General features: G+C 48.1%; 18 protein-coding genes, 3 rRNA genes and 2 riboswitches. Of the genes, 8 read left to right on the top strand and 13 right to left on the bottom strand.

Going from position 1 to position 25,578, the window contains the following annotated elements; translation table 11 throughout:
• Nucleotides 1-29: 29 nt before the first annotated feature.
• The 4 genes from MKZ12_RS04490 to MKZ12_RS04475 form a co-directional block, all read right to left on the bottom strand.
• Nucleotides 30-2,333 carry a PQQ-binding-like beta-propeller repeat protein gene (locus MKZ12_RS04490; protein WP_339258956.1) on the bottom strand — a complete coding sequence of 768 codons (2,304 nt, stop codon included), beginning with the start codon at nt 2,331-2,333 and terminating at the stop codon, nt 30-32.
• A gap of 100 nt (nt 2,334-2,433) precedes the next feature.
• Nucleotides 2,434-3,228 carry an energy-coupling factor transporter transmembrane component T gene (locus MKZ12_RS04485; protein ID WP_339258954.1) on the bottom strand — a complete coding sequence of 265 codons (795 nt, stop codon included), beginning with the start codon at nt 3,226-3,228 and terminating at the stop codon, nt 2,434-2,436.
• A complete protein-coding gene (locus MKZ12_RS04480; RefSeq protein ID WP_339258953.1) occupies nt 3,203-4,777 on the bottom strand; it encodes an ABC transporter ATP-binding protein in 1,575 nt (524 codons plus the stop codon). The genes MKZ12_RS04485 and MKZ12_RS04480 overlap by 26 nt, the downstream gene beginning before the upstream one ends.
• Nucleotides 4,778-5,371 (bottom strand): ECF transporter S component, encoded by a 594-nt coding sequence (locus MKZ12_RS04475; RefSeq protein ID WP_339239720.1) that lies wholly within the window; start codon nt 5,369-5,371, stop codon nt 4,778-4,780. It abuts the gene before it with no gap.
• 266 nt (nt 5,372-5,637) lie between these two features.
• Nucleotides 5,638-5,748, bottom strand: a riboswitch (TPP riboswitch).
• A 166-nt stretch (nt 5,749-5,914) separates the two neighbouring features.
• Between MKZ12_RS04475 and MKZ12_RS04470 the strand changes: the two genes are divergently transcribed.
• Nucleotides 5,915-6,868 (top strand): copper amine oxidase N-terminal domain-containing protein, encoded by a 954-nt coding sequence (locus MKZ12_RS04470; protein WP_339258951.1) that lies wholly within the window; start codon nt 5,915-5,917, stop codon nt 6,866-6,868.
• Between the two features lie 188 nt (nt 6,869-7,056).
• On the opposite strand, the gene MKZ12_RS04465 is transcribed toward MKZ12_RS04470, so the two are convergent.
• From MKZ12_RS04465 to MKZ12_RS04455, 3 genes are all read right to left on the bottom strand, one after another.
• On the bottom strand, nt 7,057-7,725 hold the full coding sequence (locus tag MKZ12_RS04465) for a pectate lyase (RefSeq protein WP_339239716.1): 669 nt from the start codon (nt 7,723-7,725) through the stop codon (nt 7,057-7,059).
• A gap of 349 nt (nt 7,726-8,074) precedes the next feature.
• Nucleotides 8,075-8,950 (bottom strand): radical SAM/SPASM domain-containing protein, encoded by an 876-nt coding sequence (locus MKZ12_RS04460; RefSeq protein ID WP_253430463.1) that lies wholly within the window; start codon nt 8,948-8,950, stop codon nt 8,075-8,077.
• A gap of 118 nt (nt 8,951-9,068) precedes the next feature.
• On the bottom strand, nt 9,069-9,779 hold the full coding sequence (locus MKZ12_RS04455; protein WP_339258949.1) for an aspartate/glutamate racemase family protein: 711 nt from the start codon (nt 9,777-9,779) through the stop codon (nt 9,069-9,071).
• Between the two features lie 285 nt (nt 9,780-10,064).
• Nucleotides 10,065-10,167, top strand: a riboswitch (TPP riboswitch).
• A 176-nt stretch (nt 10,168-10,343) separates the two neighbouring features.
• Here MKZ12_RS04455 and MKZ12_RS04450 point away from each other — a divergent pair.
• The 7 genes from MKZ12_RS04450 (at nt 10,344) to MKZ12_RS04420 (ending at nt 17,695) form a co-directional block, all read left to right on the top strand.
• On the top strand, nt 10,344-11,111 hold the full coding sequence (locus tag MKZ12_RS04450; RefSeq protein WP_339258947.1) for an ABC transporter ATP-binding protein: 768 nt from the start codon (nt 10,344-10,346) through the stop codon (nt 11,109-11,111).
• A complete protein-coding gene (locus MKZ12_RS04445) occupies nt 11,098-11,901 on the top strand; it encodes an ABC transporter permease (protein ID WP_339258946.1) in 804 nt (267 codons plus the stop codon). The genes MKZ12_RS04450 and MKZ12_RS04445 overlap by 14 nt, the downstream gene beginning before the upstream one ends.
• Before the next feature lie 179 nt (nt 11,902-12,080).
• Nucleotides 12,081-13,154: an ABC transporter substrate-binding protein gene (locus tag MKZ12_RS04440; RefSeq protein ID WP_339258944.1), complete on the top strand. Its 1,074-nt coding sequence runs from the start codon at nt 12,081-12,083 to the stop codon at nt 13,152-13,154.
• Between the two features lie 1,147 nt (nt 13,155-14,301).
• Nucleotides 14,302-15,114, top strand: coding sequence for a hydroxyethylthiazole kinase (gene thiM, locus MKZ12_RS04435; protein ID WP_339258943.1), 813 nt, complete (start codon nt 14,302-14,304; stop codon nt 15,112-15,114).
• The gene (gene thiD / locus MKZ12_RS04430) at nt 15,111-15,923 is read left to right on the top strand and encodes a bifunctional hydroxymethylpyrimidine kinase/phosphomethylpyrimidine kinase (RefSeq protein ID WP_339258941.1); all 813 of its coding nucleotides are present in this window, start codon (nt 15,111-15,113) and stop codon (nt 15,921-15,923) included. Before thiM ends, thiD begins: the two co-directional genes overlap by 4 nt.
• Nucleotides 15,923-16,588: a thiamine phosphate synthase gene (gene thiE / locus MKZ12_RS04425; protein ID WP_339239699.1), complete on the top strand. Its 666-nt coding sequence runs from the start codon at nt 15,923-15,925 to the stop codon at nt 16,586-16,588. Before thiD ends, thiE begins: the two co-directional genes overlap by 1 nt.
• A gap of 363 nt (nt 16,589-16,951) precedes the next feature.
• The gene (locus MKZ12_RS04420) at nt 16,952-17,695 is read left to right on the top strand and encodes a MerR family transcriptional regulator (protein WP_339258939.1); all 744 of its coding nucleotides are present in this window, start codon (nt 16,952-16,954) and stop codon (nt 17,693-17,695) included.
• 553 nt (nt 17,696-18,248) lie between these two features.
• Here the strand turns inward: MKZ12_RS04420 and MKZ12_RS04415 are convergent.
• From MKZ12_RS04415 to MKZ12_RS04390, 6 genes are all read right to left on the bottom strand, one after another.
• Nucleotides 18,249-18,731 carry a hypothetical protein gene (locus MKZ12_RS04415; RefSeq protein ID WP_339258938.1) on the bottom strand — a complete coding sequence of 161 codons (483 nt, stop codon included), beginning with the start codon at nt 18,729-18,731 and terminating at the stop codon, nt 18,249-18,251.
• Nucleotides 18,732-18,949: 218 nt separating this feature from the next.
• Nucleotides 18,950-19,606 (bottom strand): deoxynucleoside kinase, encoded by a 657-nt coding sequence (locus tag MKZ12_RS04410; protein ID WP_339239693.1) that lies wholly within the window; start codon nt 19,604-19,606, stop codon nt 18,950-18,952.
• Nucleotides 19,603-20,226 carry a deoxynucleoside kinase gene (locus MKZ12_RS04405; protein WP_017690540.1) on the bottom strand — a complete coding sequence of 208 codons (624 nt, stop codon included), beginning with the start codon at nt 20,224-20,226 and terminating at the stop codon, nt 19,603-19,605. Before MKZ12_RS04405 ends, MKZ12_RS04410 begins: the two co-directional genes overlap by 4 nt.
• Nucleotides 20,227-20,412: 186 nt before the next feature.
• Nucleotides 20,413-20,529, bottom strand: a 5S ribosomal RNA gene (rrf, locus tag MKZ12_RS04400).
• 76 nt (nt 20,530-20,605) lie between these two features.
• Nucleotides 20,606-23,531 (bottom strand): 23S ribosomal RNA (locus MKZ12_RS04395).
• A 347-nt stretch (nt 23,532-23,878) separates the two neighbouring features.
• Nucleotides 23,879-25,430: ribosomal RNA gene (locus tag MKZ12_RS04390) — 16S ribosomal RNA — on the bottom strand.
• The 16S, 23S and 5S rRNA genes sit together here, the layout of an rRNA operon.
• Nucleotides 25,431-25,578 lie beyond the last annotated feature (148 nt).

Below are 25,578 nucleotides of genomic sequence, written 5' to 3'. Positions count from 1 at the left end.
TAAATCAACATCCCTGATGAGACAAGCTTTTAAGGTGAGATTGCCTCCTGAAGGCGGCTGGCTTCATACACGCGAAAACGTCCGTTGGACGAACCCACATACACTTCATTGCCGATCCGGTTGATCGTTCCGTTCTTCGCATCCCGGTCGCGATGCTCCGGGTTTCCCATCGCCACGTCATGTACACGACCTAACAAGGCTCCATTGTTTTTATTCAATACCAACCAATTCTCATCCATGGGCAGCAGCAACTGATCATCAATGACCAGATAGCTCCCCTGATTCGTGGGATACCTGAGAGTGGCAATCGTATCTTTGGCATTCCAACGCGTCTCCCCCGTATCATAATTCAAAGCCGCGGGGTAACCATTTTTAATTACATATAACTGATCATCTTCCACCAGTCCTCGTTCAATTTTGCCATTGAGCGTCCACCGTGTTTGGCCTGTCTTGGCATCGTACAGGGTGGTTGTAAAATCTTCATACTCTCCGTAATGATCGCCGTTTTGATTCTCACGGATCAACAGCATGCCATCATTCAGCTCCTCCAATCTCTGTCCTACCCGAGCAGGAAATTGGGCAAGCTTTTTCCCCGTGTTCAGATCAAGCAGCAGCCACTGATTATCTAACGATAGCCATCTTCCAGCATTCCTGGTTACAAAGGGATCCAGACGTTCAATTCCATCAAAATATGGATCATTCCCAAGTTGTTCTATGGTAGATCGCTTGGCCTTCAAGCTCCATACGGTTCGCCCTGATTGCGGATCGGCTGCAGTCAGCTTATTCTTTTCCCAATACAACACATAAGGGTCATCTGCACTCTTGTTCAATAATTCATAACCTTTCACGAGTTTTCGCGTCCACAATGTTTTTCCGTTTGCACTATCCAGTACCGTCAACCAACTGTTGCTTGAGCTCTCAACAACCGGGCTATCCACGACCACAACGTTTTTCGCAGCGGTGATGCCATTTAGTCTAAAATTTTGCTTAGGGGTGTACGTCCATGCGACCTTCCCGCTCTTCAAGTTCAGATGACGAATACGATCCACGTATTTTTTCTTGTCAGGGTCATAATCATTGTAGATTGTAACGTATTGGCGTGCTGTATCCACCTCAGCCTGCTGTCTTCCAAAACCCCCATTGATCCTCCATAATTTCTGGCCCGTATGACGGTCAAGGGCATATATGGAACCTTCGTAGTAGCCCCCGCTAAATCCACCGTCATCCCCCTTCATCAGGAGTACATCATCCGTCGCTGCTTGTAAAAAAGTGTAGTTAATATCCCCCTGGTTAGTCCAGACCGGTTTCCAAGGGATTGTCTTCGGCAGCGTTGTGCCGTACATTTTTGTCGTAAACCCATATTCATCCGCCCGACTGATATTCCAATCAGAAAAGACAGTATTTCGATCATGCTGTGGTAGATTCCAGCGAGTTCTGACCAGCTTGCCATTCTTGTTGAATGTGACCAAAAATTGTCCATCTTGCCGCTCATATCTCCAGGTCTGTCCAATACTCATTGCATACCCCGTATCATTTAGATTGCTTGAACCCTCTCTCCAATCGGGCTCGCCTAACCACTCGGCCACTTGTTTGGAGGTGGTTGCCATGTTCAGCTTAATATCCGTCAAATGACGAATAACCGAAGTCGGTAGCGATATATTCTGTTGGAACCAACCATCAGCCACATTCTTCCTCTGCTCTAGAGCCCCTGCCTTGATCCAGAAGAGTCCTGGCCGATACGTGGAGGATTCTTTACTCCAGGTTCGTGGAGCAATGGAGACGCCATACCATCCTTTCCACTTTGCAACAATAACAGCTTTACTTGTTAGCGCTTTCTCAAAAGTCCAGGTTGTAGCACTGTCTGGAGCCAGATACAGCTTGCTGCCCGATTGGATCTTGAGACTTTGCGGAGCTGTTTCCGTCATGCTTCTGCTCTCCTTCAATGCATACCAACTTGGCAACCAGAAGTCTCCATGATCGGATGACTTAAGCTGCAACCACTCGCCTCGAACCGATGCCAACCTATACTTCTCGTTTTTTGTAGTATAGTATTCAATCTTCATTTGGTCAGGAGCCACACTGCTGTCCCTCCTGTTTTGAAACAGGGGAATATCATTCATGAGCGTAACGGAGTCTCCTTGTTTGTAGGCCAACTTTGTTGATAAGGCTTGGGGACTTGCTCCCAAAGCTTGGGGCGTTGTAACCGAAGCTTGTCCTCCAAGCACTACCTTTTGTGAATCAAGCATCATCCATCCCGTCAACAGTACAGCTGATAATCCAGTCATGGTAATCCACTTGTACCCCATTCCCTGCCAGTCAGGACCCGTCTTCACTCTCGTTCATCCCCATCCATTAGAAGTTATTTCCATATAGACGTTGTGCGCAGGAAAAAGTTACCGTTTACCTCAATATATTTCTCTCTATCTCCCAGTATTACCTTACATCTACCATCGTAGCATGATAAGGAAAGGTAATCCCGATGTAATAAGCAGCTGTTAAGGTGAGGATATAATAAAATACAAACCACAGATCAGCTCGGGAATAGCCCATCTGAATGTAATACGTTCGGCTCGCCCCATCCGTGAATCCCTTCGCTTCCATCGCTACCGCCATTCGCTGTGCACGACGAATGCTCTGTGCCAGCAGAGGAATAGCATAACGCTTGAGTGTACCATACACGTTCCAGTGCGAACCGCGCTGCCTTGTTCCACGAATACGAATAGCGTAACGGAGCGTCTGGAATTCATCCAGCAAAATGGGGATCATGCGCATCGCGGCCAGAAAGCTATAGGCATATTTTGCAGGAAGCTTCCACTGCTGCATCAGGGAATAAAATAGCCGTACTGGCTTGGTCGTAAGACCAAAGAGTAACCCAGCCGCGGCCATAGTCAGCGAGCGAAAACCCAAGTGTAGACCGCGATAGAAGCTCTCTTCGGTGATGTGAATCAGCCCCCACTTATACCAAGTGGTCTCTCCCTTGCCAAACATCATCATGCCCGCAGACGTAGAGATAAACACCAGAATGAATGGTGATGCGTACAGAATCAATCTGTACCACGGATGGCCTGTCCAGCACAGTAATAACATCATTACCACCGCAACATTGGCCATTACATTCAGATTGTGAATAAGGATAACGATGACAAACATCAGTGTCAGAATAATCATCTTCAACCCCGGATTAACGGAATGAAGCCAGGTTTCACGATGAGGAAACGACAGTTGCATCACTTAACCTCCCCTCATCCACCGACCAGATTCGGGTGCAATATCTTTTTACAATTTCACGATCATGGGTAACCATAACGATAGCTGTTCCTTCACGCCGCAATTGCTCCAGTTGTGCCAACATGGCGAAGGTATTACGGGCATCCTGTCCAAAAGTAGGTTCATCCAGCAACAGAATTCGCTGCTCTCTGACCAATGCGGACGCCACACTCAAACGTCGTTTCTGCCCCATCGATAATTGATAGGGGTGGCGCTCGGACAAGTCGATTAGTCCAAATTGATTCAGCATATGATGAGTCCTGGCATGTCTTTCTTCCGTTGTAAGCCTGCCCCCCAGCAATGAGAATTCCACTTCTTCCGCGACGGTGTTGGTTACAAATTGAAACTCCGGGTTCTGAAAGACAAACGCAATCTGATCTGCAAGCTGTTCCGTTTTGCCAGAAGGCTGACCGTGCACCTCATAATGACCTGTTGTTTTCAGAATATTCATCAGAGATAACAACAATGAACTCTTGCCAGCTCCATTGGCCCCGACAATACCAATCCAATCTCCGTGCCATACCTTGGCCTGTTCCACCTGAATGAAAGGTGTTTTTCCACGCCATCCAGTGAACTGCTGCAAGTCCAGTGCAGGCTGATCGGCTAACGATACAGGCGATAAGGATGATACATGAGATACGGGGAAAATCTCCGTTGCATCAGATAAGCCAGACGACTGCTGTGCTTCCAAGGTTGAGATCCCCTGATTCTCACACGCTTGAAGCTCTCCATAAGTTCCCTCTTCTTCTTTTGTTACCCTCTCCTGCTCATGCTCTTCCCACACGCCTGGATACCAGATTCCATAATCCCTCAACTTGCTCCGTTCATCCGTGAATACCTGCTGTGCTGGCCCATCCGCCACAATCTTTCCTTCAGGTGATAAGACAATGATGCGGTCGACCATATCTACAATCTCGTTTATTTTGTGTTCAACGATGATGATCGTTTTATCACTGGCGATCCGTTTGACGGTATCCCACACCTGGGAAGTCCCCTCATCATCTAACAGTGCCGTGGGTTCATCCAAAAACAATACCTCCGGGTCCATGGCAAGCATCGAGGCAATCGCAAGACGTTGCTTCATCCCCTGAGACATGGACTGGATCAATACACGGTTCTGTTCCAAGGATAACCCCACTTGTTTCAGATAATATTTAATCAGAGCAGGCATCTCTTCACGCGGAATACTTCGGTTTTCCAGAACAAATGCGATCTCTTCATCCGTAAAGGACATGCAGAACTGGGTATCCGGATCTTGAAAGACCACTCCTGCTTTGACGGGAACCTGAATATCATCACATTTCATCGGAATTTCAACCGAACGAGGTATCAGACCGCTCAAGATTTGTAATAACGTCGATTTACCGGAGCCACTTGGTCCAAGCAGCAGCACTTTCTCCCCTTGACGCACAGAAAGAGACAAGCCTTGAAATACCAAGGCTTTCTCTCCCGGGAACTTGCATCTTAGATTCGTCACACTTACCGCCTGCGAATTCCCCTCTCCGCTCATCTAATCCAACGCCTCATAATCCTGTTTGGATACCGGTCTGAGTGAACGTGTTACACCAGTCAGTTCCAAAGCTTTGGCGAGATAATAAGCAAACACTCCTGCAATCAGGATGCTTCCGATGAAGCGGAAACCGATGAATAACGTATAATTCCAGGCCGAGAGTGAATCGATATAGCCATACTGATAATCCAGCAAAAGCGAGGCCGCTGCGGCTCCAATGGCTGCAAGACAAGTGACAAACAGATTGGTTTTACGATACAGGAATGCTGCGAAGAAGATCTCAGCTCCCAATCCTTGCAACAGACCATACACCAGTGTGGACATGCCCCATTCACTGCCCAGAAAAGCACTTACCGTTGAAGCCGCAACCTCGGCCAAGATAGCCACGCCTGGTTTACGAATGATGACAAATGCAAACGTGCCCGCCATAAACCACATGCCGTAAATCATCTGCTCCGCATGAACGCCGAATGGTTTCATCAAGTCATACGTAGGTCCCCATATCTTGTAAATCACCCCAAACACCACTGCGATTACGATGGTTACCAGAATATCCGTTAATTTCAATCGTTTGTTGCCTGTTGTTGTTGCCATGTTCTCTACGTCCTTCCTCTGTCCCCTGTGGGGTTGTAAAAGTGTGTGTTCAAAAAGACTGGTTGAACAACCTCTAAAAATAAACAAAAAAAGCCTCCCCGGTTCCGGGCAGGCCTAACACGCAGTATACAATCCTCACAATGATGTATTGGGTGGATGTCGAAAATACGGAATATCAACCATCCCTCTCCGCCATGGCAGATACACCACCACAGTTCAAAAAGGTCTGTAGTTCATCCACGTTCATTCCTACACTTCACCCTTACATATTGCAAATCCATGTTCTCTACGCTGGCATTACCCAGATCAGATGTACGGTCAGCGGCACAAGGCCACTCTCTCAGCCCAACTTCATTGAGCTCCCGGTTCACTTATTTCATTGCTTCTAATGTACATCAGATGGGTATTTGTGGCAATCCCCAGAAGTATCACCATGCTTCATTTGGGGTATATGAACAGGGGATATCTATTGTACACTTTCCATAATATGAAACATTTAGGTTATGTAGTCCGTCTGAAATACTAGAAGGGAGATTGATAGTAATGAAAATGTATAACTCTGCTTGGCAGCTCAAAACATGGAAAATGATCCTTGCCGCTTCGATACTTACCGCAGGTACGGCACCTGCCTTACTCTCATCCACTGTGGCGGAAGCCGCGGCAACTGAACCTAAACCGACAGCTTATATTAACAATGTTCAAGCTCAATATGAAGTTGTCATCCGGCAGGGGACCATGTACGTGGCATTGACTGAGCTTCAATTCCTCGGCAACTATACGTTTGGCTACAATAACAAAACAAAAGAGATCAGCATTAGCACAGGCAGCGATAATTATGTCCTTAAACCTAATAGCAAGACAATGAAGAAAAATGACCAAAATGCAACATTGTCTTCCGCCCCGATTCTGGTGAATGGTAAAGCGATGCTTCCGCTCCGTGCCATTGGTGAGGCTTTTGGTACGAAGGTGCAGTGGAATCAGAAGGCCAAGGAAGCCTACATTTACACTACCGATGCTACGATTGTAAAAGAATATAACAGTTCTGATCTGACTGTGGCGCGCGAAGCCGCACTTCATCTGCCACGCTTCTCTGAACTCGGACAAACACGTCTGGATATTCGCAACCCTCTGGGTCCGGTGGATTCCTCCATTAAATACATTTTTGAAAAAGGCAAAAAAGATCGTTTCTTCGTTGTGGAGGATAACGATCTGGTCAGTTATTATGTTCTTAAAAATGGAAGTGCACTGCTGCGATGGCAGGCCAACATCAGCAATAATGCAGGAACTATCGGTGACCTGTTCTTTATTAAAACCAAAGCCGTTGCTGAAGCAGGAACTCGTCCTTCCGTAGCAGGTCAAACACTCGTATCATTCAAGTACTCTCGCATGCTTGAAGAAACCTCATATGAGGTCATAAACAAGTTGGGCTCCACGGATAGCGGTTCCGTTGCCCCCGAGCATGGCAAAGTCATCGTTGAGGTTCCGGGAGAGAAATAATATGTGCCTCCACAATGAAACATTACTCAGCAGAACTATACTATGGTGACATCTGCATTACAAAGAGCGTTCCTCAAAGTCAGTGTGACAATGACCTTGGGACGCTCTTTTTTTGGCGTTATATTCCGGCTTACTTCCAATTAAGTGGAGCTTATATTTTTAACAACTCCAGCGATTGAGTCTCTCGTTTAATATTGGACATTGCCGGATTGACTGGTTTTACCTGAAGCAAATCCCTTGAACAGGGTTGGCACTTTGGAATAGCGGGTATTCGTAATTTTCCCTTGAGATACACTGCTATCTGTACGCATAATAGCATCTTTCACATTGGAAATATTGGAGTTATCCAGCGTCATGTTAACTGCGAAGGTCGTTCCACCATTTTGACGTACCAGCTTGCCGATATCATCTGCACGGAAATTTTTGATGTTAATCGTTCCGGCTGCATTGATCTGGAATACTTTATCATAGGCCTTATACGCCGCACCGCCGGTAATGTTGACCGTTCCGGCCGACTTCAATGTGAGTGCATCCTCACCCACATCCTCCCAGACTACATTTGATATATTACAGTTGCCATAACAGTGAACACCATCGGCAGCAGGGTATCCGATATTTACATTTTTGAGCGTAGCCCCTGCCTCCAGACGAAATACCGGTTTCTGATTCTCTGCTTGAGACCCGTCACCCAATGTGGAAGGATTGGCTACAAATGTTTTGCCTTGACCGTCATAAGTCGTGCCCGCTGGAACAATAATCGTTGAATTAACAACTGTAGGCGCAGCAGCAGCGGGAACCGCACCAAATATGGAAGCAACCAAACCAGCAGACAACAACAACGTCAACATTTTTTTCATTACTTTATTCCTCCCTTATTCTCTCGTTATGGATCGTGTACAAGCCTGTGCTTGTACTGAAAGTTCGCCAGAGGTGCACCTCTGCCCAACTCACAACCTAATCCTACCAAATAAGGAAGGTAACTAGAATAATCATTAGATCAGATATATCCTGACATCGCATAATGACTGTCATATCGGCATTTTTTGCAAGTCAGGATCTTTGAACAATATGCTGATATCAACCTCTGGTATGCTCATTTGTAACGTAAGTACCTCTGACTTTAATCCCCAGTAAACAAGAAAGATCACTACATTTGTCTTTCAAATGTGTGATCTTGAATGGCTTCCAGCTTGCTGTTATAAGATGTCAGGCTCCAAACCTCTGACGATAACCGCACTTTCGACACAACTCTTCCACAGCTTCCCGCTTGGAAAAGCCATATACCAGATTGTTCGCTCGCTCCCCTTCAATGATCTCTGAGAATGACTTCTCGTGCACATTACCCAGGTTAATCACACCCTCGCCATCGAGACAGCATGGAACCACCGTTCCATCCACTAGCACAGCCGCCTGACTACGCAATGCGTGGCAGAAGCCTTTGCCGTCATCTTCAGGTGCATCCAGACTTGGCCACTGGAACTCGTGGTCCTGATTCAGGTATACATTCGGAGCAATTTTGACGCCGCTGCCTGGAACCACTTTTTCCTCAATGCGGAAGTCCAGATTGAATTCACGTTCCAGCACTTCAAGGGTCTCCCGATTTCGATTCATCTGAGCATTCGTGAAGTTATCCTGCGTCAGATTCCACAGTCGGAATGAAATGATGACATTGTGCTTAACGGCCTCGTGTACAAAGGACAAAATATGACGCAGGTATCCGTCACGATCTGTTGAACCTTCGTGCCCATCGAAGCTGTGCAGGGAGAAGTTCATCTGACGCAGCGCCGGTTTACCAAGCAATTTATGCTGAGTCTTGGGCAGCAGTGTACCATTCGTTGTAATATTCACCTTGAGTCCCTTCTCGTGTGCGGAATCTAGCAGAAGATCTATTTTGGGATGCAACAAGGGTTCGCCTTTGACATGTAGATAAATATGATTGGTATGTGGTTTAACTTGTTCCAGTATATTGTTGAAGACTTCAGGGTCAATGAATCCTTTGGCACGCTGCGTCTGCGGACAGAAGCTGCAAGCCAGATTGCAGATACTCGTGATCTCAATATATACTTTTTTGAACGTTTTCAACTTGGGTCCCCATTCTGCCTAGGAGGGAGAACAATCCCACCTGCATTTTGTGATCCGGCCTGTACGGCCCATCCCTATTATATCGAGTTCATGAGCCAAGGTAAATCAGAGAACGGGTTTATCGGGTTGAGTCAAATGATTTGGCTAGTGCCAAATGAACAGATTCAATCGCATGAATATGTGTTGTATCAAATAATGGAACTTCTGAATCCTCTACTTTTACTAATAATCCAATTTCGGTGCAACCTAATATGATTCCCTCAGCTCCATCATCAACCAGCCTTTGGATCACCTTTTTATAATAATCCCTTGATAAGGGCTCAATTTTCCCTAAACATAATTCCTCGTATATTATTTTATTGACAACTTTTCTATCCTCTTCATTCGGTATCAAAACCTTAATACCATTAAATTCAATTCGTTTTTTATAAAAGTCTTGTTCCATCGTATATTTGGTTCCGAGTAAACCAACCGTACTTATATGGGACTTATGAATTTGATTTGCTGTTGCATCAGCAATATGTACGATGGGTAGTGTCACTTTTTCTTCAATATGTTTAATCACTTTATGCATCGTATTTGTACAAATTACAATCATTTCTGCTCCTGCCTTTTCCAAAGACTGAGCAGCATTCCCTAATAATTCACCAGCGCTTTCCCAATCACCTTCAGCTTGATAACGCTCGACCTCTTCAAAATTCACGCTATATAAAATGCACTTGGCTGAATGCAATCCTCCCAATTTATTTTTCACTTCTTCATTAATAATTCGATAATATTCTAACGATGACTCCCAGCTCATTCCACCAATAAGACCAATCGTTCTCATATTACACGTCCCCTTCCATTGATTACATCCCGAAAGCAGTGTATAGAAATTCAGTAGATATTGTATCGTATCTATTTCATTAAATAAACCTGCCACAGTAAGAGGAGTTGAGGAAACTGGAGCAATTCCGGCAACGGATTAATGCGTCTGCCCGAATAATCTGGCTGTGCAATCCTAATAATCCGAACGGAACCATTTTCAGATCAGTACTCACATTCTTTCTGAGCGCCCCTTTACATTCCACTTGCATGTGATATATGCTGAACACATAACTGCATATCTTGAACAATGCACTAGGGGAGCCTTACGGCTGAGACGAATCGAATGATTCGGACCCTTTGAACCTGATCTGGATCATACCAGCGGAGGGAAGTGGAGCGGCCTTTCAGTAAGCGGATTTTTTCATGTTGATGATGAATTTTAATGTGAATTGAACTTACAGACCCACTCATTTCTCCGGAAATGGGTGGGTCTTTTTCGCGTTCTGCGGGCAGATCAGCAGGTGTAATGAAAGATCCCGCAGTTTGAAGTTGAATTTGGAATAACAAGGGGGAACAGAACGAGATGGATAATAACATAACCATTCACAACATGAGCTACGCTTTCCCGGGAAAAAGGGATTCCCCCGTGCTCTCCAATGTGTCGATGCGTGTTACCAACGGCGAATTCGTCTCGCTCATCGGCTCCAGCGGCTCCGGTAAAAGCACCCTTTTCAAGCTGCTGGCAGGCCTGCTTGAGCCAACCCACGGAACCATTGAAATTCCTTGGGTCCCTGATGGAAAGCGACTGGGGCAGGTGGCCTACATGCCGCAAAAGGACCTCCTGTTATCCTGGCGAACCGTCATGGAGAATTGCATGCTCCCCGCTGAACTTGCTCCAGGGCGACAGGATAAGGGAAAAATTCGCGCAGACATTATGGCAGGGCTCGACAGATTTGGCTTATCCGGCTACGCGCATGCTTACCCGGACGAGCTGTCGGGTGGCATGCGCCAACGTGTCGCGCTGCTTCGTACTTTGTTGACAGGTGGCCAACTCTTGCTGCTGGATGAACCATTCGGCGCACTCGATGCCTTAACCAAACGCGAGATGCATCGCTGGCTACTGGAGCTGTGGGAAGATCTGGGCAAAACCGTGTTGTTCATTACGCATGATATTGAAGAGGCCCTGCTACTCAGTGATCGAATTATCCTGTTAACTCCGGGGAGCCAAGGCCAACCGCTACAAGATTTGACGGTACCTTTGCCACGTCCAAGACATTCGGACATGATCTACGAACCGGCGCTCGTTCAGATGAGACGACGACTGGAGGAACAATTGCATGCGAGAGAATAACTTGGGAAACTGCATGAAGAATAGCGTAAGGCGTTGGCTTGACCGTTATGGTCTGTTTCTTTGGCTCCTGCTCTTGCTGCTTGTCTTCTGGGAGTGGATTGTGCGTATGGGATGGGTGCCCTCCTTCATCATTCCAGCCCCAACGGCGATTGCCAACTCCCTGTATGAGCATCGTCACCTCCTGCTGGCTACACATCTGCCTGCTACCTTGATGGAGGTTGTTGTTGGTTTTGGCTTGTCCATTGGTGCCGGGATTGCACTTGCAACTGGTATGCATATGAATCGGTCGATTGAAAAAGCGTTATATCCCTTCATCGTAATCAGTCAGACGATCCCGTTGATTGCCCTGTCCCCCGTCTTCATCCTATGGTTTGGCTACACGCTGTGGAGCAAAGTTGCGGTGGTGTTCCTGATCGCTTTCTTTCCCATTGTGGTGAGTACCTACGATGGACTTCGCCAAGGCGATCCAGAGCAGCGTGAACTACTGCTCACCATGGGAGCCAGCACGTGGGATATTTTTCGCAAACTCCAGGTTCCACTGGCACTTCCCGCCTTCTTCTCGGGGCTAAAGATGTCTGTGGTGTACTGCGTGGTTGGTGCAACGATAGGCGAATGGCTCGGTGGCAGTAAAGGTCTCGGATACTTCAGCCGCCGCATGTCCAGCAACATGAACACGGACGCGATGTTCGCCGCTATTGTGCTGTTATCCCTGCTCGGGATCGTTTTGTTTGTACTGATTGCCTGGCTGGAGAAACGGTTTGGCACTCGGCGCCATGAAGCGAAAAAATAGCTGGATAAAACGTAGAGAGAATTTAGATTTTAGATGTTACTACAAGAATTACGCTCTACACAACATAACTTATGCACCATTTCAGCAGCTAACTTCAATCAGTACATTGTCACCTTATCCGTTAACATACTGCTGTCCATTTTCTACAAACCCAAACGATGAAATGAGGAACTTCATTTATGACTAACAAAGGTATATACTCCCTGCTTCCCATTATGCTCATAAGCCTGTTGCTGATCGTTAGCGGATGCGGCAACACGGGTGCTGGCAAAAACACGCCAACAACAGAATCGGAAACCAATGCACAGCAAGCAAACTCGCCTGTAACAGAACCAGCATCAGACACCAAAGATAAACTGTCCATCATGCTCGACTGGTACCCCAATGCAGTACATTCCTTCATCTATGTAGCTCAGGAAAATGGATACTTTGCAGACCAAGGTCTGGATGTCGACATTCAGATGCCTGCGGATACCAATGACTCACTCAAACTTGTTGCTGCCGGTAAAATCGATCTGGCTCTAAGCTATCAGCCTCAAATCTTGCTCGCGCGTAGTGAGAACATTCCTGTACGTTCCATTGCTGCTGTTGTTCGCCACCCGCTCGTACATCTGTTGACCGAAGCAAATGGCAACGTGCGTTCACCCAAAGACCTTGAAGGAAAGACGGTTGGCTATTCTTCGATTCCGCTGTATGACGCGATGGTACGGACGATGATCAGCCAAGATGGTGGCAACCCAGACAACATGAATCTGGTCGACGTTGGATTCGATCTGATTCCTTCCCTGGCTTCCGGACAGGCGGACGCGATTATGGGTGGTTTTATTAACCATGAACAATTGATTTTGGAGAAAGAAGGCCATGCCATGAAATCGATTAACCCTGTCGACTATGGCGTGCCTGATTATTATGAATTGGTCCTGACTGCAAGTGAAGCTGGTATGGAAGCCAAAAAAGAACAACTGACCCGGTTCGTCAAAGCGATCCAGGAAGGACAGAAATATGTCACGGAGCATCCAGAAGAAGCCTTGAATATTCTGCTTGCTCATGAGAATGAAACATCTCCGCTTGACCCGGAGATCGAAACCAAAAGCCTGGCTATTCTACTGCCACTCATGAATGAAGAAGGTCAACCGTTTGGTCGGCAGGAAATGGAGTCGTGGGAGAATGTACGTGCATGGCTCGTTGCAACTGAAATGATTCCTGAATCGGTGAAAGCCGAGGATGCGTTTATTAATCTGCAAGGAGAGTAAGTAAAGAAAAGCCACGAGGATAAAGGGAAAGTGACTAAAAGAAAGGGATCGGCAAGTAAGAGGAATGAATAGAAAGTTAGCAAGGACGTGGCGTTAGGGGCAACAAGGTTTGCAGTATGTAAAAGGTTTCCGTAATGGAACTGGCTGGAGCAAGGAGTGGAGAATCATAATCTTTAACAATTCTACGTGACTTGATGTGCAATTGAGTACCTTGATATGCATTTGGGTGGCATGATATGCGATCGAGTACCTTGTATGCGTTTGGATGACATGGTATGCGATCGAGTACCTTGTATACGTTTGGATGACATGGTATGCGATCGAGTACCTTGTATACGTTTAGGCGGCTTGGAGCTATGCATTTGTTCATGTACATTAGCGCACATCTTCAAATCTACCGGGAGCTGAATCGCGTCCTAATGTGTTCGGAGTAGAGCATGCGGCGAGCGCTAACGAATCTGAGACGTCTTATTCGAGGATTTAAAGTAGTCTCAGAAATCTAAGGAATCTGAGACACGCAATATTAGAATAAACAGCCGTTTGCATCGTTTTAATCAAGGAATTCAGGGAAATAACGTGTCTGACGTTCCTTACATTTCAAAAGTAGGATTTGATTAGCCAAATAAGATGTCCCGGGTTCTTTAGAAACACCGTCTAAACCTGCGGAAGGAATTCGCCAAAAGAGCTACCAGCTTGGTTTAGGTTTGGGTTTCAAGACTATATTTGAACGCCAAGTCCTTCACTATACTGCTTGCCTGAATTAGGAGACTTACCCTGGGTTCACTTTCTGTATATTGCGTTGTTTTACTGTTGCATTGTTACATTGCTGTACTGTTGTACTGTCGCGTTTTTGTATTATTACTATTTTTTGCGAATTACATTTTTATGTGGCTCTACCTTTTAGCTGTTTCAATCAAGGCTAGATATTGATCGTTTGTTCTTCCATATCCAGTTACATTAATCCATCTTTATTGCATTATGAATTGGATTTATCTTTTACATCTGCTTTTACCGCTGTAACGTCTCTCGGTGTCTTTACACTATTCGCCCTGCTCAACACGGAGACTCATATCCTATTATTCTGTTGAGTGACTCTGCATATCAGGCTTCTGCCGGTGGCGTTACTTCAAAACAAGGAGGAAATTATATGTCTTATCTGAAACGTGTTCGTACGCAAAATCCGCTGGTACACAATATCACCAACCTTGTCGTTGCTCCCTTTACAGCCAATGGTTTGCTTGCACTTGGTGCATCCCCATTTATGGCTTATGCTCATGAAGAGGTCGCTGATGTTGCCAAGATGTCAGGAGCCGTGGTGCTCAACATTGGCACACTCGATGATAAAATCGTTCAGGCCATCCGTCTGGCAGGCCAATCGGCTAATGCGCATCATGTACCTGTGGTGCTAGATCCCGTCGGCGCAGGCGCAACCGCCTATCGTACAGAAACCGTTCAGATGCTCGTTCGTGAGCTTCGCCTCACGGTACTGCGCGGCAATGTGGCGGAGGTTGCCAATGTCATCGGTGAGAGCTGGAGTATCAAAGGTGTGGACGCGGGATCAGGTGAGGGTGACCGGATCGGCATAGCGGAGCGGGCAGCGCATAAACTTGGCTGTGTCGTGGTCATTACCGGTAAAGAAGATATCATTACCGATGGACAATCTACATTCCTCACGAGTAATGGACATGCCCTGCTCACTCAGGTCACAGGTGCTGGCTGTCTGCTAAGTTCGGTGATTGGCGCTTTTACAGCCATTGCGGAATCCGAAGACGATCTTCCAGGCAGTGTTGTTGAAGCACTCGCTTTTTATGGCGTAGCGGCTGAACTGGCGGCAGAGAAGACGGCTCATCAGGGGCCGGGCAGCTTCCAGATTGAATTCTTGAATCAACTGGCACAAGTAACACCCGACCTTGTGGCAGAACGCGCACAGATTCGTCTGATCCGTGGAGGTGTGGTATGAGCATTCCTCAAGCCCTAACCATTGCAGGCTCCGATAACGGGGGCGGTGCAGGAATTCAGGCTGATCTGAAAACATTTCAGGAGCTTGGCGTATACGGCATGACGGTTATCACCGCTATTGCTGCACAAAATACAACAGGTGTACAGGGAGTCTTCCCCATCCCTTACGATGGCATTGCCCAGCAATTGGACTCAACCGGAGAAGACTTTCAGCCAACTGCGGTGAAGACCGGCATGTTATATAGTGCCGAGATTATTCGACTCGTCGCTGAGAAGTGGCAGCAATATGATTGGTCTAATCTGGTCATCGATCCCGTGATGGTCGCCAAAGGCGGAGCCCCCCTGCTCCAGCAGGAAGCTGTACAGGCGCTGATTACAGAGCTGTTGCCCCATGCCCTGATCACAACACCTAATATTCCGGAAGCCGAACTGCTTACCGGAATGTCCATCACGAATCTTAGTCAGCGGGAAGAAGCCGCGAGACGGATTGTACAAATGGGCTCGACGTATGCTTTGGTCAAAGGTGGTCATGATGAAGGAAGTGGCATGATCGTGGATGTAGTCTACGATGGGCAGTCTTTTCATTATCTGGAGAATGTTCGTGTGGTAACACGTCATACACACGGAACGGGATGCACATACTCTGCTGCGATCACCGCAGAGTTAGCAAAGGGTTCACCTGTTCTGGCTGCCGTAACGACCGCGAGAGCATTCATTCAGGCAGCCATTGAAGACGAGCTGGGGATTGGGGCCGGACATGGGCCAACAAATCATTTTGCGTATCAGCGCAGACAGCGGGGTGAGCAGTGATGCGCCCTTGGGATGCAGAAGCGGTACAACGTGCGATGCAGGTGTATTTGGTCATGGGCAGCGTAAATACGACGCAAGACCCCGTCGAGGTGCTGCGCCAAGCCATTGCTGGCGGCATTACGCTATTCCAGTTCCGCGAAAAGGGAACTGGCGCCCTGATCGGCGAAGCTCGCATGACGCTTGCGATGCGGCTTCGCGAGGTGTGCAGCCAGCACGAGGTCCCGTTCATCGTGAACGATGATGTGGAGCTGGCTGTAGCGGTGGAGGCCGACGGCGTGCATGTCGGCCAGGATGATGCGGACGCGGCGCTGGTACGCGCCCGCATTGGCGCTGGGCGGATGCTTGGCGTATCCGCCCACGCTGTGGATGAGGCGCGCCGTGCTGTGCAGGCGGGCGCCGACTACCTTGGCGTCGGGCCCATGTACCCGACGCGCTCCAAAGCGGATGCCCACGCTGTGCTGGGCCCCGCAGGGGTGGCGGAACTGCGCGCCGCAGGCATCGCAGTTCCGATTGTGGGTATCGGCGGCATTACGCCCGATACCACGGCCGCCGTGATGGCGGCTGGAGCCGACGGCGTAGCCGTCATCTCCGCCATCGCGGGCGCGGCCGACGTGTGCGCAGCGGCTGCGCAGTTCGCTGCGGCAGTGCGCGGGATGCGGGCGTAGCCCTGCTTCCCTGCACAGCCAGCCCGCGGGCTGCACCGAATACATGGTGCAGCCACAACCCACAACCAATCGCTCTCCTCTCCATAACAGAGGAGCTCCACAACACCCCTACGGCGCGGCAGCAGCCCATGTCTTCGACAGAAGCCCAGCCGCCACCCTACAGTGACTGAATAATGCAATTATTTCGTCCACCTATTCACATCTAGTCATATCTAGCCACATTCCAATCAGCCCTAGTCACATCCAGTAACCAATCCATGATCAAGATGCAGCTTCCTGCCGCATCTTGTTTTTTACATTTTCAACTGTTGACTCTCACGTAACGTGACACTGTACAATCAGTGTTGTAAGGAGGTTTCACTCATGGCCATGAAGGTAAAAGAAGTTGCTGAACTTGCCTCAATCAGTGTGCGCACACTGCATCACTATGATGAGATCGGGCTATTAACTCCGGACGAAGTAACTGCTGCCGGGTATCGATTATATTCAGACGCCAACCTGGAACGATTGCAGCAGATTTTGTTTTTCAAGGAACTCGACTTCTCTCTGAAGGAGATCAAAAACATTATAACCAACCCCTCCTTCAACCCGGAAGAAGCACTTAAAATGCATCGACTTATACTGCTGGAGAAGCGCCAACGCTTGGACCAGATGATTGCTACCATTGATAAAACAGTCCTACACGTGAGAGGAGACATTAAAATGACAGCCAAAGAACAATTCGAAGGATTTAATTTTAGCCAGAATCCGTATGAACAGGAAGCGCGCGAACGGTGGGGAGACCATGCTGTAGACCAGGCAAATCAGAAGCTGTACAGTAAATCAACCACGGCGCAGAAAGCGCTATCCGATCAAATGAACGAAATTTACAAACATCTGGCTTCACTTCGTCACACAGAACCGGCATCTGCGGAGGCACAGTCTGGCATCAAAGAGTGGTACACTTGGCTAAACCAAATGGGAAGCTACTCGCCTGAAGCCTTCAGAGGACTTGGTCAGATGTACGTGGACGATGAGCGCTTCACGCGTAATATTGATCAGTTTGGCGATGGTTTGGCAGTATTTATGAGAGATGCTATGGCTGTATTTGCTGACCAAAACAAATAATATAGCCCTGTCTTCAAACACAAGCAATATATTCAACTCTCATTGCCATCAGATGAGCGCTGTAAACGATCGTCTGTAACTTGGACCTCTGTCCTATAGTAGTAAACGTTATCTCTCGTCATCAGCCTTATTCGCTGTATATGAGATCAGGATATTATAACCTTCCTCCTGCGTTGGTCATATCGTTCTTGGAATTAACCTTATGAACAAGCTGGATATATCCTAGGTACGTTGCAAATAATTTGATCCATTCAAGTTATTACATCAGTTATGAGCCATAACCCGCCTACAGCCTAGTAAATACATAAAAGGACGTACGCCCTCTCAGGCGTTACGTCCCTTTTATGTATTCAAGTACCTCAGCCGCAATGTGAACTAGCCTAACTGCTGATCACTCTGAGTACTTTATGAATATCTTTTAAAGTAGATGCTCTTTACTACTTTCTGTTCCCCGTCCTTCGATATAACTTCACCAGATGCTTAGGATGATGAGCATTAAGTTTCTTCTGTCAGACGTCCTTCAATTTGCTACCAGCGTCCACCGTCTATCGGATTAAGCTCTTGGCGCGTGATCCGATGAAGTTGCGTCTGAAGCCAGACTGGTTCTCGCCATCCGACCAGGAATCTGCCATGCAGATACAATCGCAAGCACAATGAATAACAAATCAATCGGTTGACTGAAATAGTCCTGGAAGGTTTCTGCAAACGCGCTGATCATCTCGCTATCAAACACGAGTTCCATCACGCTTACATCGCCAAACAGTTCGGAAGTAAAATAAACCACCGTCAGATATTTCCCCAGCAAAATGCCAACGAGCGCAAACATTACGGCAATAACTTTATGTACTGTGGCAATTCGTTTATTGGAGAACAATACAACGGCGTAACCCGTGAGTGCTCCAATCAAAATTGCAATCAATCCTACCTCATACTCGGTCATTGCAGCAATTGCCGCCCAGACGATGCCCCCAAGAATGGCTGCAATTAAGCCACCAATGATCGGCATACCAATTTTAACTCCTTGTTTCTCTTCCACGTTGTCTTTCCCTCCTGAGTCATGCATATGCTTCTTTTCCAGAATTCACCTTTCCTATGAAACCACAAAAAGGCCTATTATTCAACATTTTTCTACTGTTGACCATAAAAAACATCCCTTCCATCAGCATAATAGCCGTAAAAGGGATGTTATCCGTATCTATATTTTAGATATAACCACTGTAATTCAGAAAACTACATTGAAAAACGCATTCTCTCTTATCTTTGCGCTTCCTTGGCAGGCTGAATGACAGCTGCAATCTGTGCCAAAATAGCATCCACCGATGCCGGATCATGCACATCATACTCATCAATGTTCAGACGCAGCACAGGGCAAGCCGTAAACTGATCAATCCATACCGAATAGCGCTCATGCATGTGCTCCCAGTATGAGCGATCCGTCTGAATCTCCATCTCGCGTCCGCGTTCCGTAATACGGTTTAAAATTGAAGGCAGACTTCCTTCCAGATAGATCAGTACATCTGGATGCGGGAAATACGGTGTCATCACCATCGCTTCAAACAAACTGCTGTATGTCTCGAAATCTGTAGCAGACATGGTTCCTTGATCTGCATGCATTTGTGCAAAAATACCCGTATCTTCATAGATGGAACGATCCTGTACGAATCCCCCACCCAGTTCAAAAATCTTTTTCTGTTCCTTGAAGCGCTCTGCCAGGAAATAAATCTGCAGATGGAAGCTCCAACGCTCAAAGTCATGATAGAACTTCTCCAAATATGGATTATGATCCACTTGTTCCAAAGAAGTTTTGAAATTCAAGCGCTGTGCGAGTGCAGCTGTTAAAGTGGATTTACCCACTCCAACCGTACCTGCTACCGTAATTAATGCATTCGTTGGAATGCCATAGTTATTCATATAATATACTCCTTTACCTGATTAACAATTTGCCTGAAGTGTTCAGGATGTTCCACAAAGTCAAGTTGCTCTGCATTGACCTTAATGATTACTGGCGGATTTGAGCTATTCGCAAGATAGTCCATACCTGTTTTGTAATCAGCGATCAGTTGTTCCATATATGCCGGGTCCATGTCCTGCTCAAATGAGCGTCCACGCTTGTTAATGCGGTACATCAGCGTATCGAGTTCAGCTTCAATATAAAGCACCAGATTGGGCTTGGGCAGATCATCTGTTAACAGATGATAAATTTGACGGTATTTATCCCGTTTCGTTCCTTTTAAGGTACGATCGGCAAAAATCATATTTTTATAAATATGGTAGTCCGAAATAACTGGGGTATTCTGCTCTACATAATGAGCACCCGTGTCTTCCAGTTGTTTAAACCGATTACACAGAAAGAACATTTCCAATTGGAAACTCCACTCGTCGATATCCTGATAAAAGGAAGCCAGAAATGGATTCTCTTCTACAATTTCTTTAACTAACGGAAGATTCAATTCATGGGAAAGCATCGTTGCCAGCGTTGTTTTCCCCGCTCCGATCGGACCTTCCACGGCAATAAACGGGGCTGATTTCATTGTGTTCACTGTTCCTCCTCGTACTTATGCGTGTTTCCGTTTTCTATATAGACCTCACCTATTGTATCACAGCTTTAAGGATTGGAACGCCAGTATTTTATGTATATAACAAGTCAAATCAGAACCAATGAATTACATTAAAATAAAAAAAGACACACTCGATATCATCAAGTGTGTCCTTCAATTGCTTGGCGGCGTCCTACTCTCCCAGGACCCTGCGGTCCAAGTACCATCGGCGCTAGAGGGCTTAACGGTCGTGTTCGGGATGGGTACGTGTGGAACCCCTCCGCCATCGCCACCAAACGCATAGCTTACATTTCAGAGATCGTTCTCTGAAAACTAGATTCGAAACGAAACATGCGAATTATCACTTGCATATTTGGATAAGCCCTCGACCGATTAGTACTGGTCAGCTCCATGCATTGCTGCACTTCCACCCCCAGCCTATCTACCTCGTCGTCTTCAAGGGGTCTTACATACTGGGAAATCTCATCTTGAGGGGGGCTTCACGCTTAGATGCTTTCAGCGTTTATCCCGTCCGTACATAGCTACCCAGCGGTGCTCCTGGCGGAACAACTGGTACACCAGCGGTACGTCCATCCCGGTCCTCTCGTACTAAGGACAGCTCCTCTCAAATTTCCTACGCCCACGACAGATAGGGACCGAACTGTCTCACGACGTTCTGAACCCAGCTCGCGTACCGCTTTAATGGGCGAACAGCCCAACCCTTGGGACCTACTTCAGCCCCAGGATGCGATGAGCCGACATCGAGGTGCCAAACCTCCCCGTCGATGTGGACTCTTGGGGGAGATAAGCCTGTTATCCCCAGGGTAGCTTTTATCCGTTGAGCGATGGCCCTTCCATGCGGTACCACCGGATCACTAAGCCCGACTTTCGTCCCTGCTCGACTTGTAGGTCTCGCAGTCAAGCTCCCTTATGCCTTTGCACTCTTCGAATGATTTCCAACCATTCTGAGGGAACCTTTGGGCGCCTCCGTTACTCTTTAGGAGGCGACCGCCCCAGTCAAACTGCCCACCTGACACTGTCCCCGCACCGGATTACGGTACCAGGTTAGAACCTAGATACGATCAGGGTGGTATCCCAACGTTGCCTCCACGCAAGCTGGCGCTCACGTTTCAAAGGCTCCCACCTATCCTGTACAGATCGTACCCAAATTCAATATCAAGCTGCAGTAAAGCTCCATGGGGTCTTTCCGTCTTGTCGCGGGTAACCTGCATCTTCACAGGTATTAAAATTTCACCGGATCTCTCGTTGAGACAGCGCCCAAGTCGTTACGCCATTCGTGCGGGTCAGAATTTACCTGACAAGGAATTTCGCTACCTTAGGACCGTTATAGTTACGGCCGCCGTTTACTGGGGCTTCGGTTCACAGCTTCGGATTGCTCCTAACCACTCCCCTTAACCTTCCAGCACCGGGCAGGCGTCAGCCCGTATACTTCGCCTTACGGCTTCGCACAGACCTGTGTTTTTGCTAAACAGTCGCTTGGGCCTTTTCACTGCGGCCCCCTCGTGCTATTCACACTACCGGGGCACCCCTTCTCCCGAAGTTACGGGGTCATTTTGCCGAGTTCCTTAACGAGAGTTCTTCCGCGCGCCTTAGAATACTCTTCTCGCCTACCTGTGTCGGTTTGCGGTACGGGCACCTTCACCTGGCTAGAGGCTTTTCTTGGCAGTGTGAGATCATGACCTTCGCTACTACAATTTTCGCTCCCCATCACAGCTCAGCCTTAATGATGTGCGGATTTGCCTACACATCAGCCTCACTGCTTAGACGGACATCCATCAGTCCGCGTCACTACCCTACTGCGTCCCCCCATTGCTCATAACGGCTTACGGTGGTACAGGAATTTCGACCTGTTGTCCTTCGACTACGCCTTTCGGCCTCGCCTTAGGTCCCGACTTACCCTGAGCGGACGAGCCTTCCTCAGGAACCCTTAGGCTTTCGGCGGATCAGATTCTCACTGATCTTTTCGTTACTCATACCGGCATTCTCACTTGTATAATGTCCAGCGCTCCTTACGGTACACCTTCAACCCTTATACAACGCTCCCCTACCCCTGATGCAAGCATCAAGCCATAGCTTCGGTGGTGTGTTTAGCCCCGTTACATTTTCGGCGCAGAGTCACTCGACCAGTGAGCTATTACGCACTCTTTCAATGGTGGCTGCTTCTAAGCCAACATCCTGGTTGTCTGTGCAACTCCACATCCTTTCCCACTTAACACACACTTGGGGACCTTAGCTGATGGTCTGGGCTGTTTCCCTTTTGACAATGGATCTTAGCACTCACTGTCTGACTCCCGGAAGTAAGTCTATGGCATTCGGAGTTTGACTGAGCTTGGTAACCCTTGCGGGCCCCGCACCCAATCAGTGCTCTACCTCCACGACTCTGTTTTCCGAGGCTAGCCCTAAAGCTATTTCGGGGAGAACCAGCTATCTCCGAGTTCGATTGGAATTTCTCCGCTACCCCCACCTCATCCCCGCACTTTTCAACGTGCGTGGGTTCGGGCCTCCAGTGCGTGTTACCGCACCTTCACCCTGGACAGGGGTAGATCACCCGGTTTCGGGTCTACGTCCACGTACTATGTCGCCCTATTCAGACTCGCTTTCGCTGCGGCTCCGGCTCTTCACCTTAACCTTGCACGGGAACGTAACTCGCCGGTTCATTCTACAAAAGGCACGCCATCACCCCTAAAACGGGCTCTGACTTTTTGTAAGCACACGGTTTCAGGTTCTATTTCACTCCCCTTCCGGGGTGCTTTTCACCTTTCCCTCACGGTACTGCTTCACTATCGGTCGCTAGGAAGTATTTAGCCTTGGCAGATGGTCCTGCCGGATTCATACGGGGTTTCACGTGCCCCGCACTACTCGGGATCCGTCTCGGAGGGAACAGACTTTCAATTACAGGGCTTTTACCTTCTTTGGCGGGCCTTTCCAGACCTCTTCGCTTAACCGGTTCCTTTGTAACTCCATGTGAGACGTCCCACAACCCCAAAGAGCAAGCTCTCTGGTTTGGGCTTCTCCGCGTTCGCTCGCCGCTACTGACGGAATCACTATTGTTTTCTCTTCCTCAGGGTACTTAGATGTTTCAGTTCCCCTGGTATGCCTCTACACAACCTATGTATTCAGTTGTGAGTAACTGGAAATTACCCCAGCTGGGTTTCCCCATTCGGACACCCCCGGATCAAAGCTTGCTTACAGCTCCCCGAGGCAGTTTCGTTGTTCGCCACGTCCTTCATCGGCTCCTAGCGCCTAGGCATCCTCCGTGTGCTCTTAGTAGCTTAACCAAATTGCTCCGGTTTCGATCGCTCGCTTCCCTTGTTTTGGACTGCGTCCAAAGCCAAAAGTCGCTCCCACTCGATACCATCGCAACAGCAATTAACTACCGTTTTTATTGAAACTTGTTATACACAAGTTCAGCTAAAAAGGAATGTTCTAATTCGCATTTACTTTCGTTTCGATATCTAGTTTTCAAAGAACAAGCTCCATGCAAAAGCAAGCTGTTTGAGAGTTTGAGCTCTCAAAACTGAGCAACGAGTGAGTTAAAAGCTTTACGAAGTAAAGCTCGCTTCGGAAGCATGCTTCCTGAAGACTTGTATTTGAATGTTTCCACGCGGGAAACGATTCTCCATAGAAAGGAGGTGATCCAGCCGCACCTTCCGATACGGCTACCTTGTTACGACTTCACCCCAATCATCTATCCCACCTTCGGCGGCTGGCTCCTTGCGGTTACCCCACCGACTTCGGGTGTTATAAACTCTCGTGGTGTGACGGGCGGTGTGTACAAGACCCGGGAACGTATTCACCGCGGCATGCTGATCCGCGATTACTAGCAATTCCGACTTCATGCAGGCGAGTTGCAGCCTGCAATCCGAACTGAGACCGGCTTTTTAGGATTCGTTCCACCTCGCGGCTTCACAGCCCGTTGTACCGGCCATTGTAGTACGTGTGTAGCCCAGGTCATAAGGGGCATGATGATTTGACGTCATCCCCACCTTCCTCCGGTTTGTCACCGGCAGTCACCTTAGAGTGCCCACCCGAAGTGCTGGCAACTAAGATCAAGGGTTGCGCTCGTTGCGGGACTTAACCCAACATCTCACGACACGAGCTGACGACAACCATGCACCACCTGTCTCCTCTGTCCCGAAGGAAAGGTACATCTCTGTACCGGTCAGAGGGATGTCAAGACCTGGTAAGGTTCTTCGCGTTGCTTCGAATTAAACCACATACTCCACTGCTTGTGCGGGTCCCCGTCAATTCCTTTGAGTTTCAGTCTTGCGACCGTACTCCCCAGGCGGAGTGCTTAATGTGTTAACTTCGGCACCAAGGGTATCGAAACCCCTAACACCTAGCACTCATCGTTTACGGCGTGGACTACCAGGGTATCTAATCCTGTTTGCTCCCCACGCTTTCGCGCCTCAGCGTCAGTTACAGCCCAGAGAGTCGCCTTCGCCACTGGTGTTCCTCCACATATCTACGCATTTCACCGCTACACGTGGAATTCCACTCTCCTCTTCTGCACTCAAGTCACCCAGTTTCCAGTGCGATCCGGGGTTGAGCCCCGGGATTAAACACCAGACTTAAATGACCGCCTGCGCGCGCTTTACGCCCAATAATTCCGGACAACGCTTGCCCCCTACGTATTACCGCGGCTGCTGGCACGTAGTTAGCCGGGGCTTTCTTCTCAGGTACCGTCACCTTGAGAGCAGTTACTCTCCCAAGCGTTCTTCCCTGGCAACAGAGCTTTACGATCCGAAAACCTTCATCACTCACGCGGCATTGCTCCGTCAGGCTTTCGCCCATTGCGGAAGATTCCCTACTGCTGCCTCCCGTAGGAGTCTGGGCCGTGTCTCAGTCCCAGTGTGGCCGATCACCCTCTCAGGTCGGCTACGCATCGTCGCCTTGGTGAGCCGTTACCCCACCAACTAGCTAATGCGCCGCAGGCCCATCCCCAAGTGACAGATTGCTCCGTCTTTCCAGTTTCCTTCAGGCGAAGAAAACAACTATTCGGTATTAGCTACCGTTTCCGGTAGTTGTCCCAAACTTGAGGGCAGGTTGCCTACGTGTTACTCACCCGTCCGCCGCTAAGTATCAAAGAAGCAAGCTTCTTATCAACTCCGCTCGACTTGCATGTATTAGGCATGCCGCCAGCGTTCGTCCTGAGCCAGGATCAAACTCTCCAATAAAGTATTGAAAAGAGCGATAAGCTCATTTTGAATCTGACGAGATTAAACATCTCATTTGTGCTCCAGTCGATCCAAGCCAAGGCTTGTTTCAAACTTTCGCGTTCATTCTGCAAGCAGAATGTTTACCCACTCGTTGTTCAGTTTTCAA

Source organism: Paenibacillus sp. FSL R5-0713 (genome assembly GCF_037973325.1).
Taxonomy (GTDB): Bacteria; Bacillota; Bacilli; order Paenibacillales; family Paenibacillaceae; genus Paenibacillus.
This window is presented reverse-complemented; position numbering and strand designations above follow the sequence as displayed.

Excerpts from the sequence above, each read along its gene's own strand:
- MKZ12_RS04440 (WP_339258944.1), top strand. The coding sequence starts at position 12,081 with ATGACTAACAAAGGTATATACTCCCTGCTTCCCATTATGCTCATAAGC.
- MKZ12_RS04480 (WP_339258953.1), bottom strand. The coding sequence starts at position 4,777 with ATGAGCGGAGAGGGGAATTCGCAGGCGGTAAGTGTGACGAATCTAAGA.
- MKZ12_RS04455 (WP_339258949.1), bottom strand. The coding sequence starts at position 9,779 with ATGAGAACGATTGGTCTTATTGGTGGAATGAGCTGGGAGTCATCGTTA.
- MKZ12_RS04405 (WP_017690540.1), bottom strand. The coding sequence starts at position 20,226 with ATGAAATCAGCCCCGTTTATTGCCGTGGAAGGTCCGATCGGAGCGGGG.
- MKZ12_RS04410 (WP_339239693.1), bottom strand. The coding sequence starts at position 19,606 with ATGAATAACTATGGCATTCCAACGAATGCATTAATTACGGTAGCAGGT.
- thiE (WP_339239699.1), top strand. The coding sequence starts at position 15,923 with ATGCGCCCTTGGGATGCAGAAGCGGTACAACGTGCGATGCAGGTGTAT.
- MKZ12_RS04475 (WP_339239720.1), bottom strand. The coding sequence starts at position 5,371 with ATGGCAACAACAACAGGCAACAAACGATTGAAATTAACGGATATTCTG.
- MKZ12_RS04420 (WP_339258939.1), top strand. The coding sequence starts at position 16,952 with ATGGCCATGAAGGTAAAAGAAGTTGCTGAACTTGCCTCAATCAGTGTG.
- MKZ12_RS04485 (WP_339258954.1), bottom strand. The coding sequence starts at position 3,228 with ATGCAACTGTCGTTTCCTCATCGTGAAACCTGGCTTCATTCCGTTAAT.
- MKZ12_RS04445 (WP_339258946.1), top strand. The coding sequence starts at position 11,098 with ATGCGAGAGAATAACTTGGGAAACTGCATGAAGAATAGCGTAAGGCGT.
- thiM (WP_339258943.1), top strand. The coding sequence starts at position 14,302 with ATGTCTTATCTGAAACGTGTTCGTACGCAAAATCCGCTGGTACACAAT.
- MKZ12_RS04470 (WP_339258951.1), top strand. The coding sequence starts at position 5,915 with ATGAAAATGTATAACTCTGCTTGGCAGCTCAAAACATGGAAAATGATC.
- MKZ12_RS04465 (WP_339239716.1), bottom strand. The coding sequence starts at position 7,725 with ATGAAAAAAATGTTGACGTTGTTGTTGTCTGCTGGTTTGGTTGCTTCC.
- MKZ12_RS04450 (WP_339258947.1), top strand. The coding sequence starts at position 10,344 with ATGGATAATAACATAACCATTCACAACATGAGCTACGCTTTCCCGGGA.
- thiD (WP_339258941.1), top strand. The coding sequence starts at position 15,111 with ATGAGCATTCCTCAAGCCCTAACCATTGCAGGCTCCGATAACGGGGGC.